Raw genomic sequence first — 10,374 nt, 5'->3', positions numbered from 1 at the left:
GCACCCGCCCCGCCCCGTTCCGCACCGGCCGGACGGTCGCGGGCTACCCTCGGAAGGTGACCCGCGACGGAGAGGAACACAACGTGACGAGCGCTGCCACCCGCACCGAGACCGATTCCCTGGGCTCGAGGGAGGTGCCCGTCGACTCGTACTGGGGTATCAACACCCTCCGGGCGATGGAGAACTTCCCGATCGCCTCCGTGCCGATCGCGGTGTACCCGGACCTCGTCGCAGCGCTGGTGACGGTGAAGCAGGCGGCGGCGCGCGCGAACCGGGCGATCGGAGTCCTCGACGACGAGCGCGCCGACGCCATCGACCGTGCTGCACAGGAAGTCCGCGACGGCGCCCTCCGCGACCAGTTCGTGGTCGACGTGGTGCAGGGTGGCGCGGGCACGAGCACGAACATGAACACGAACGAGGTCCTGGCCAACCGGGCGTTGGAGCTGCTGGGCCGCGAGAAGGGCGACTACGCCTACCTGCACCCGATCGACCACGTGAACCGCAGCCAGTCGACGAACGACACGTACCCGACGAGCATCAAGATCGCGATGATCTACGGGGTGCGCCGCCTGGCCGACCAGCTCGAGCAGTTGTCCGCCGCCTTCGCCGAGCGCGGGCAGGCGTTCGCCGACGTCCTGAAGGTCGGTCGGACGCAGCTGCAGGACGCGGTGCCGATGACCCTCGGCCAGGAGTTCACGGGCTTCGCGCACACCATCCAGGAGGACGTCGTCCAACTCCGCCGGGTGGTGCCGCTCCTCTGCGAGATGAACCTCGGCGCGACCGCGATCGGCACGGGCATCACGGCGGACCCGCTCTACCGCGACGAGGTGCGCAGGCAGCTCGCCGTCGCGTCCGGCGTCGACGTCGTCACCGCACCGGACCTCATCGAGGCGACGAGTGACGCCGGCTCGTTCATGACGCTGTCCGGCACCGTGAAGCGCAGTGCGATGAAGCTGTCGAAGATCTGCAACGACCTGCGACTGCTGGCGTCGGGTCCGCAGGCGGGCCTCGGCGAGATCACCCTGCCGCCCCGGCAGGCGGGCTCCTCGATCATGCCGGGCAAGGTGAACCCGGTGATCCCGGAGGTCGTGAACCAGATCGCGTTCGCGGTCGCCGGAGCGGACACCACGGTGACGATGGCGGCGGAGGGCGGGCAGCTGCAGCTGAACGCGTTCGAGCCGATCATCGCCCACTCGATCCTGCAGTCGCTGCAGTGGATGGCCCGTGGATGCGCGACCCTCCGCGAGCACTGCGTCACCGGCATCCAGGCGAACGAGGCCAAGCTCGCCGCCCAGGTCGACACGAACGTCGGCGTCGTCACGGCGCTGACGCCGTACATCGGCTACGCGGCGGCGGCGTCGATCGCGCACACGGCGCTGACGACCTCGACCCCGATCTCGACGCTGGTGATCGCGGCGGGCCTGATGGACGAGCACCAGGTGCACCGGGTCCTCAGCCCCGCGCGGCTGTCCGGCATCGAGCTCGCGACGGGCGCGATGCCGGTGATCACCGAGGCGATGCTCGAGCAGCACGCCCGCGACATCGCACCGCGTCCGCCGCAGGTCTGACGGCGGGACCCACCGGACGGGAGGCCCGTGGCGACGCCGCCACGAGCCTCCCGTCCGTCAGACGCCCTGACGGCGCGCTGCTCCCGACGGCACGCAGTTCACGGCATCGGCCGCTCGCCCGCGCGCACCTGCCCCGCGACGCGCCGGAGTTCCTCGTCCCGCGGGGAGCCCTCGTCGTCGGGCAGCTCCGCGGCTGCGGCCCGCACCTGCGCCGCCGCCGCGATGTCCTGGTCCCGCCACCGGGCGAGTGTGAAGTTCCGGGTGACGTCGCGGAGCGGCAGGCGGATGGTCTCGTCGGCCTCGATGCCGGCGAGGAGCTGCCGCATCCGGATCACCTCGGAGTCGAGCTCCCCGCCGACGACGAGCACGAAGTTCGAGATGTACAGGTAGACGAGCAGCAGCAGCGCTCCGCCGAGCCAGCCGTACGCCCGGTTGCCGCCGCCGATCGTCTCCACGTACAGCGCGAAGCCGACCGTGGCGAGCGCCCAGGTGCCGATCGCGAAGCCGGCACCGGCGGACACCCACCGCAGCTGCGGTGTCTTGACGTTGGGGGTGGCGGTGTAGAGCACGGCGACCATGACGACCAGGTCCGCGGCGAGCACCGGCCACTTCACCACGTTCCAGACGTCGTCGACCCAGGACGGCCAGCCGACCTGTTGCACGACGGCAGCGGAGATCATCGGGGTGCCGAGCAGGATCACGAGCGCGACGGCACCGCCGACCATGACCAGCAGCGTGACGAGGAGCATCATGCCGCGGAACTTCCAGATCCGCCGGCCCTCCTCGACCTCGTAGGCGGTGTTCATCGCTCGGCCGAACGCGGTCGCGTACCCGGACAGCGACCACAGCGTCAGGACGAGTCCGACGGTCGCGCCGAGCCACGGGTTGTCGAGCGTCAGCAGCTGCCGGAGCGGGGTCTCGAGGTGCTCGGCGGTCTCTGGTCGCAGCAGCACACTGAGGACGCCGACGATGTCCGCCACGCTGTCGCCGCCCTGGTCGACGACCGCGAGGATCGACACCACCGTCAGCGCCGTCGGGAACACGGTGAGCAGGGCGAAGAACGTCAGCGACGCGGCGGAGTCGACGACCCGGTGCCGGATGACCGAGTGGTACGTCCGACGCACCACCGCCCGGACCCCCGAGCGGCGCAGGTCGCGTTCTCGGCTCGGCGGCATGGGTCGACGGTACCGGCTCCGTCAGTTCGCGTTCGGGTGCAGGGCGTCGTACCGGCGGAAGGACGGCACCAGCCGGAGCAGCAGGGCGACCAGCGCGATGATGAGGACGCCGCCGATCACCGGCGGGTAGGCGAACCCGGCCGCGACGACGAGGCCGGCGTACAGGTCGCCGACGCGCGGGCCTCCCGTGACGACGACGATGAAGATCCCCTGCAGTCGTCCGCGCATGCCGTCCGGCGCGGCGGCCTGGAGGATCGTCCCGCGGAACACGCTGCTCACGTTGTCCGCACCGCCAGCCACCGCGAGGAACAGCGCGCACAGCACCAGCGCCGGGAGGATGCCGGTCGAGAAGGTCTCGGACGGCCGCCCGCCGAGGAGGTGGGCGCAGGCGACGACGACACCGAACGCCGCGATCGCCCCGCCGTAGACGGTGATCGCCCAGCCGACCGCCTCGCCCTGCCGTCGGACGTGGCCGAGCGGGCCGGAGAAGATGCCGGAGAGCAGCGCACCGATCGCGTAGGCCGCGGTGAGCGCACCGACGGTGATGGACCCGCCGCCGACGACCAGGGCGCCGATGGCGGGGAACAGCACGCGGGGCTGCCCGAACGTCATGGCGATGATGTCGAGCACGAACGTCATCGTGATGTTGCGGGAGCGTCGGAGGAACTTCGCCCCCTCGATCAGCGACGACAGCCCGGGGCGCAGCGCGTCGTGCTCGGGAGCCATCCGCGGCAGGGTGATGACCCCGAGGAACGCCGCACTGAACAGCACGACGTCGACCGTGTAGGTCGGCGCGAAGCCGAACGCGGCGACCAGCACGCCGCCGACCGCCGGTCCGACGGTGACCGAGAACCCGGCGCTGATGCTGTTCAGGGCGCTCGCCGCAGGCAGGAGCTCGATGCCGACCAGGCGCGGCACGATCGCCGCGCGGGACGCTCCGATCACGGTCCCGGCGACGGCGTTCACGGTGACCAGGACGTACAGCAGCACGACGCTGTCGAGTCCGAGCCAGGCGTGGGCGGCGATCATCGCGGTGGACACCCACGCCAGGACGGCCGAGACGAGGGCCACCGTGCGGCGGTCGAACGCGTCGGCGAGCATCCCGCCGTAGAGGCCGGCCAGGATCATCGGCACCAGGGAGATCACGCCGACGAGCGACACCATGAAGGTGGAGCGGGTGATCTCGTACACCTCGAGGCCCACGGTGACGCTCGTCATCATGGTGCCGATGCCGGCGATCGAACTGCCGATCCACAGGCGCGCGAACGCGGGTGAGCGGCGGAGGGGGGTGAGGTCGGCGAACAGGGAACGGTGGGGCTTCGTGGGGGCGTCCACGGGGGCATCTGGTGTCACGGTGGAACCATTCTGTGGCCTGGAGGCCGCCTGCGGGGCCGGGTTTCGTTCTCTGGTTGACTGACGAGCATGACTGACCTGAACAGCAAGCCCGAGTTCGACGCCCCCGAGGGCCCGGCCCCCACCGACCTCGTCATCACCGACATCGTCGAGGGCGACGGTGCCGTCGCCGAGTCCGGCTCGACCGTCAAGGTCCACTACGCCGGCGTCGAGTACGAGTCCGGCGAGGAATTTGACAGCTCCTGGGGTCGTGGCGAACCGATCGACTTCCCCCTCGCGGCCCTCGTCCGCGGCTGGCAGGAGGGCATCCCCGGCATGAAGGTCGGCGGCCGTCGCAAGCTCGTCGTCCCGCCGGAGCTCGCCTACGGCCCGGCCGGCGGCGGACACTTCCTGTCCGGCAAGACCCTGATCTTCGTCATCGACCTGCTCGGCGTCCGCTGATGGCGGGCGTCCCGGAGGTCCCGACCCTCGAGCTGAACGACGGGCACCGGATCCCGGCGCTCGGCCTCGGCACGTACTCGCTGGACGGCGACGAGGGGATCGCCGCGGTCGGTGCGGCGATCACGAGCGGGTACCGCCTGCTCGACACCGCGCTGAACTACGGCAACGAGGACGCCGTCGGTGCAGCGGTCCGCCGCGCCGAGGTCCCGCGCGACGAGTTCGTGGTGACGTCGAAGCTCCCGGGACGCCACCACGGGTACGACGAGGCGCACCGTTCGGTGGACGAGACCCTGGCGAACCTGGGGCTCGACCACCTGGACCTGTACCTGATCCACTGGCCGAACCCGTCGGTGGGCAAGTTCGTGGACACCTGGAAGGCGTTCGTCGACCTGCGGGACAGCGGCAAGGTCCGCTCGATCGGTGTCTCGAACTTCACGCCGGAGCACCTCGACCGCATCATCGACGCCACCGGGGTCGCACCGGCCGTCAACCAGGTCGAGCTGCACCCGTACTTCCCGCAGTCCGAGCTGCGTGCCGTGCACCAGCGGCTGGGCATCGTCACCGAGAGCTGGAGCCCGCTCGCGAAGCAGTCCGAGCTCCTCACCGAGGCACCGGTCACCGCCGCGGCCGACGCGCACGGGGTGTCGGCCGGCCAGGTCGTGCTCCGCTGGCACGTCCAGCTCGGTGCCGTCCCGGTGCCGAAGTCGGGCGACCCGGACCGGCAGCGCGAGAACCTCGACGTGTTCGGCTTCACGCTGAGTGACGACGAGGTCCAGGCCATCTCCGCGCTCGAGCGCGGTCGGCTCTGGGACGGCGACCCGGAAACGCACGAAGAGATGTAGTCGCGACCGGTCGCGGTCGCGGCCGCGATCGAGTCGAAGCCGACCGGGGCGGGGGGATACGATTGGTCCCCCTGTCCCGAAGGGTTGCGAGTGTCCGAAGCGCGTGTTTCCGAACCCACCGAGATCGACCGTGAACGCGGTTACGTCGACGGTCTGTTCCGCCGACTCGACGAGCTGACGGCCGAGGCCGCCCAGCGACTCGCCGAGACCCGTCGACAGACCGTCGGCGGCAACCACCAGAGCCGCAGCGAGCGCGACGCGTTCGCCCGGCTCTACGAGGACACCGTCGCCACGCTCGAACGCGTCGGCGACCGGCTCGTCTTCGGCCGGCTCGAGGTCCAGGACCCGCCGGCCGACGAGGACGCCTTCCGGTACATCGGTCGCGTGGGTCTCCGTGACGCCGACCACCGTCCGCTGCTGCTCGACTGGCGGGTGCCCGGTGCCAGTGCGTTCTACCAGGCCACCGCGGCCCATCCGATGGGCATGCGCGCCCGCCGACACCTGACGCTCGAGGGCCGCACGGTCGTCGGCGTCGAGGACGAGGTCTTCGACGCCACCCTGTACGACGACGAGCGCACCCACCTGCAGGGTGAGGGCGCGTTGCTCGCCGCGGTCACCGCCGAGCGCACCGGCCGGATGACCGACATCGTCGCCACGATCCAGGGCGAGCAGGACCGCATCATCCGCTCCCCGCTCGAGGGCGTGCTCATCGTCCAGGGTGGGCCCGGGACCGGGAAGACCGCGGTGGCGCTGCACCGCGCCGCCTACCTGCTCTACTCGTACCGCGAGCGGCTCCGGGGGTCCGGGGTGCTCGTGGTCGGGCCGTCCCCGGCGTTCCTCACCTACATCGAGCAGGTCCTGCCGTCCCTCGGCGAGACCGGCGTCGTGATGGCCTCCCTCGGCTCGCTCTACCCGGGGCTGCACACCACCGTGCACGACAGGCGCGACGTCGCCGCCGTGAAGGGCTCCGGCGAGATGGCCGACCTGCTGCGCCGGGCCGTGCGTTCGCGCCAGGTCGTCCCGACCGAGTCCGTCACGCTCGACGTCGAGGGTGAACGACTCGTCGTCCCGCCGCAGCTCGTCGCCGAGGCGATGCGTCGCGCCCAGGACCGCGGCAAGCCGCACAACGTCGCTCGGGTGTCGTTCAACAAGAACGCGCTCGACGCCATGACCCGTCTGCTCGCCGAGCAGCTCCGGCAGCGCGGCACGACGGTGGACGAGGCCGACGAGAAGGTCCTCCGTGAGGACATCCGCAGCTCGTACGACGCCCGCGTCCTGCTCAACACGGCGTGGCTGCCGCTGCCCGCCGAGAAGCTCGTCGAGGACCTCTTCGCCCGTCCGAACTGGCTGGCGTCGCTGACGCCCAACTGGTCCCCGGAGCGCCGGGAACTGCTCCGACGCGAGCGTGGTGCCGCGTTCACGGTGGAGGACGTCCCGCTCCTCGACGAGGCGGCCGAGCTTCTCGGGGAGTTCGACCCGACCGGTGGTGCGGCGAAGCGCCAGGCCAAGGCCAGCCGGAACCGCGACATCGAGAACGCCCGGCAGGCCATCGAGAACATGGGCGTCGAGGGCATCGTCAGCGCCGAACAGGTCGCCGGGGCCTTCGCGGAGAACGGCGACCCCCGCTCCACCGCCGAGCGCGCCGCCGAGGACCGCGAGTGGACCTACGGGCACATCGTGGTCGACGAGGCGCAGGAGCTCTCGCCGATGCAGTGGCGGATCCTCGCCCGACGGAACCCGCTGCGCTCCTTCACGATCGTCGGCGACATGGCGCAGGGCTCCTCGCCCGGTGCCGCCCGGACGTGGGACGACGTCCGCGGCGCGCTCTCCCGCCGTCGCCGGGGCCGTGCGCCGCAGGTGCCGCTGGACTCCCGGCTCGAGGAACTCACCGTCAACTACCGCACGCCGCGCTCCATCGTCGAGGCCGCCGGGGCGTTCGCCGCCTCGGCCGGGCTGACGGTGACCGCGAACGAGGCGGTCCGCGACGGTGACCCCGTCGAGCGGCTGCACGTCGACCGATCGGACCTGCTCGACACCGTCGCCCGTCGGGTCGACAGCGTGCGTGACCTGATCGGTTCGGGGACGATCGGCGTGATCGTGCCGGAGGCCGACGTCGCCGCCGTGCGTGCGCGGTTGGCCCGCACCGAGGCCGACGTCCGCGGGCTGGGTTCACCGCGCCCGGGCTCGGTGACGGTGCTCACCGGTGCCGATGCGAAGGGCCTGGAGTTCGACGGCGTGCTGCTCGTCGACCCGGACCGCGTCGGGTCCGACGCCGCCCGTGCGGCTGCGGCGGTCTACGTCGCGATGACCCGCCCCACGCGTCGCCTGACGGTCATCGACGTCGCCTGACGGTCGTCGACGTCACCTGAGGAGCAGGACGGGCGGCATGGCCGGGAGGCCCGGCCCGCGTCCGTCAGGCCGGCTCGCCCTGGTCCCGCACCTGCGCCACGAGCGTCGCCCAGGGCCCGTCCAGTCGACGACCCGGGATGGTGACCGTGGTCCGGGCGACGGTGACCGTCCAGACGAAGTCGTCCCGGACCGCGTCGCCCGCAGCCGGGTCCGTCGCCGGTACCTGGTCGCGGGGGAGCGCGCCGACGAGCTCGGCCCACCGATCGGCGTCCGGCCGGTCGTCGGTGTCGAGCCGCCAGGCCCGGGGCATGCCGGCGAACCCTCCGCTGCGGCGCACGACGATCTGCATGCCCCGCAACGTACGCCCTCCGTGCCCGCCCCCGCACCCCGCCGCAGCGCGTGCCGCCCCGCGTCAGGACAGGACGCCCACCGAGCGCCAGGCGTCGGTGACCGCGGCGTGTTCGCGCGAGTCCGCCCCGAAGCGGGTCACCGCCGCCCGCACCGTGACGGCCGCGAACCCGGCGAAGTCGATGGACGCCGACACCTCGGCCGACGTCAGGGCGTCCCACCACACCTGCCCGGCGCCGACCCAGGCCGGGCCGCCGATCGTGGTCGCGGCGAGGAAGAACGCGTGGTTCGGGATGCCGGAGTTCAGGTGCACGCCACCCTGGTCCTCGGTGGTCTCGACGTAGTCGGCCATGGTCGCCGGCTGCGGGTCCCCGCCGAGCACCGGGTCGTCGTAGGCGGTCCCCGGCGCACGCATCGAGCGCAGCGCGACCCCGTGCACGGCGTCGGTGAAGAGCCCCTCCCCGATCAACCAGGTCGCCTGCTCGGCGGTCTGCCCGGCCGCGTACTGGGCGACGAGGGAGCCGAAGACGTCGCTCATCGACTCGTTGAGCGCCCCGGACTGCCCCTGGTAGACCAGGTCGGCGGTGTACTGCGTGACACCGTGGGCGAGCTCGTGGCCGATCACGTCGACCGCGACGGTGAAGCGTCGGAAGACCTCGCCGTCCCCGTCCCCGAAGACCATCCGCTGCCCGTCCCAGTAGGCGTTGTCGTACTCCTGGCCGTAGTGCACGGTGGCCTCGAGGGGCAGCCCGGCACCGTCGATGGAGACCCGTCCGAAGACGTCGAGCCAGAACGCGTGCGTCGCACCGAGCCCCGCGTACGCCTCGTCGGTGGCGGCGTCCCCGGTGTCGTCGTCGCCCTCGCGTCGGACGACCGTGCCCGGCAGGGTGGTCGTGCCGGCGGCGGTGGAGATCGTCCGCTGCGGCGAGGCGTCGGGCGTGCCGGCGGTCCGGGGCGGGCGGAGGCCGGTGACCTGCTTCGGCTCCTGGACGCGGTCCATCGAGGCGAGCGCGGTCCGTGCCGCCGAGGCGGCGCGTGGGAAGCGGTCCGCCGGTGCGGCCGCGACGGCGCGCAGGAGGTACGGCGGGACGACGGAACGCAGGTGGCGGCTGGTCATGGCGACATGCAACCACCGGCGGCCGACAGCCGGGCCGGTGGCGGGCCTCCCGGCCGTCGTCCGCGCGTCAGCCGCGCTTGCGGTTCGCGACCAGGGCGAGCGCGTAGGACTCCCACCACTGCCCCGCGGCCGGTCCGCCGTTGCAGCTGCCGTCGCTCAGACCGGGTGTCTTCACCCAGAGCAGCGCGTCGAGCCTGGTCGTGCCGAGCGTGACGTGGGGGAGCTGCCCGAGGCCGGCGCCCTCGGGGTTGCACCAGTCGCCCCGCCAACCCCGGCCGTTCCGTGAGACGTCGATGACGAAGTGCGGGTCCCCGCCGATCGCGTCGGCGAGTTCGTCGGCGTAGGCGCGCTCCTGGTCGACCCGGTAGAAGTTCGACACGTTCGTCGCGAAGCCCTGCACACGGTCGACGCCCGCGCGCCGCAGCCAGTCGGCCATCGTCGCGACCGGCACCCGGTTCTCGTTGCCGCCGTCCAGGTACACCGTCAACCCGTGGCCGGTGAGCGCCGTCACCGCCTTGCGGAGGAGCGGCAGTCGCGTGTCCCGCAGCCGCTCGCAGACCGCGATCTGCGCGATCGAGTCCGGTTCGACCAAGACGACCGCGTGCGAGCCCGCGAGTGCCCGGACGACGGCACGGACCCACGGCAGGTAGGCGTCCTCCGCGGTACCGCCCCGCGACCAGTGCCCGCAGTCGCGGTCGGGGATGGCGTAGAGCACGAAGACCGGGGTCTTCCGCTGCTCACGCGCCGCCGCCAGGACGCTCCGCACGGTCGCGACCGTCTCGGGGACGGACGAGTTCGTCAGCCAGGTGGCGATCGGCTGGTCGGCGATCACGGCGAGACGGTCCGCGGTGGAGGCCCGACCCGCCTTCCGCGCGGCCGTCTCGTGCCAGCGCGCCTGGTTCGCGGTCGAGGGCTGGCGGGCGAGGCCGCCGGGCCACGCCTCGGCGACGCTCCGGCGGTGCGCGACCGGACGGTCTCCGGCATGCGGCAGCACCACGCTCACCGCCACGACGACGGCGACGACGAGCGCGCCGACGGCCCCGATCCAGACCCACTGGCGCGTGGACGAGGTCCGTTGCGGTCTCGGCATCGGCCGTTCCTCCCTGTCGCGCGTCGCCCCCGACCCGCATCCGCTGCTGCCGTCATGTTCCCATCCCATCGTCATGCGATGCCAGGGTGCT

Annotated in this window: 9 protein-coding genes; 4 read left to right on the top strand and 5 right to left on the bottom strand. The window is 72.3% G+C overall.

All coding sequences use genetic code 11. The features are described from left to right. Positions 1–56 precede the first annotated feature (56 nt). Positions 57–1,568, top strand: coding sequence for an aspartate ammonia-lyase (locus tag DEJ33_RS13200; RefSeq protein WP_258378166.1), 1,512 nt, complete (start codon positions 57–59; stop codon positions 1,566–1,568). Positions 1,569–1,666: 98 nt separating this feature from the next. Here DEJ33_RS13200 and DEJ33_RS13195 read toward each other — a convergent pair whose 3' ends face one another. After that, the gene (locus DEJ33_RS13195) at positions 1,667–2,743 is read right to left on the bottom strand and encodes a YihY/virulence factor BrkB family protein (RefSeq protein ID WP_111195201.1); all 1,077 of its coding nucleotides are present in this window, start codon (positions 2,741–2,743) and stop codon (positions 1,667–1,669) included. Positions 2,744–2,764: 21 nt separating this feature from the next. Further along, positions 2,765–4,096: an MFS transporter gene (locus tag DEJ33_RS13190; RefSeq protein WP_111195200.1), complete on the bottom strand. Its 1,332-nt coding sequence runs from the start codon at positions 4,094–4,096 to the stop codon at positions 2,765–2,767. A 69-nt stretch (positions 4,097–4,165) separates the two neighbouring features. On the opposite strand from DEJ33_RS13190, the gene DEJ33_RS13185 reads away from it, so the two are divergent. From DEJ33_RS13185 to DEJ33_RS13175, 3 genes are all read left to right on the top strand, one after another. Then, on the top strand, positions 4,166–4,537 hold the full coding sequence (locus DEJ33_RS13185; RefSeq protein WP_111045050.1) for an FKBP-type peptidyl-prolyl cis-trans isomerase: 372 nt from the start codon (positions 4,166–4,168) through the stop codon (positions 4,535–4,537). After that, entirely contained in the window at positions 4,537–5,379 is an 843-nt protein-coding gene (locus DEJ33_RS13180) for an aldo/keto reductase (RefSeq protein ID WP_111195199.1), read from the top strand. Before DEJ33_RS13185 ends, DEJ33_RS13180 begins: the two co-directional genes overlap by 1 nt. Positions 5,380–5,469: 90 nt before the next feature. Then, complete coding sequence (locus tag DEJ33_RS13175) at positions 5,470–7,728, top strand: ATP-binding domain-containing protein (protein ID WP_111195198.1); 2,259 nt, start codon at positions 5,470–5,472, stop codon at positions 7,726–7,728. Positions 7,729–7,792: 64 nt separating this feature from the next. Here the strand turns inward: DEJ33_RS13175 and DEJ33_RS13170 are convergent, their stop codons facing one another. The 3 genes from DEJ33_RS13170 to DEJ33_RS13160 all read right to left on the bottom strand — a co-directional run bounded on the left by DEJ33_RS13170 (position 7,793) and on the right by DEJ33_RS13160 (position 10,283). After that, positions 7,793–8,077 (bottom strand): protealysin inhibitor emfourin, encoded by a 285-nt coding sequence (locus DEJ33_RS13170; protein WP_111195197.1) that lies wholly within the window; start codon positions 8,075–8,077, stop codon positions 7,793–7,795. Positions 8,078–8,140: 63 nt separating this feature from the next. Further along, a complete protein-coding gene (locus DEJ33_RS13165) occupies positions 8,141–9,193 on the bottom strand; it encodes a M4 family metallopeptidase (RefSeq protein ID WP_111195196.1) in 1,053 nt (350 codons plus the stop codon). Between the two features lie 67 nt (positions 9,194–9,260). After that, positions 9,261–10,283 carry a glycoside hydrolase family 6 protein gene (locus DEJ33_RS13160; protein WP_111195195.1) on the bottom strand — a complete coding sequence of 341 codons (1,023 nt, stop codon included), beginning with the start codon at positions 10,281–10,283 and terminating at the stop codon, positions 9,261–9,263. Between the last annotated feature and the right edge of the window lie 91 nt (positions 10,284–10,374).

The organism is Curtobacterium sp. MCPF17_047 (assembly GCF_003234045.1).
In the GTDB taxonomy this organism is placed as follows: Bacteria; Actinomycetota; Actinomycetes; order Actinomycetales; family Microbacteriaceae; genus Curtobacterium.
Note: the sequence above shows the minus strand (reverse complement) of the source record. Positions and strands in the feature narration are given on the sequence as shown.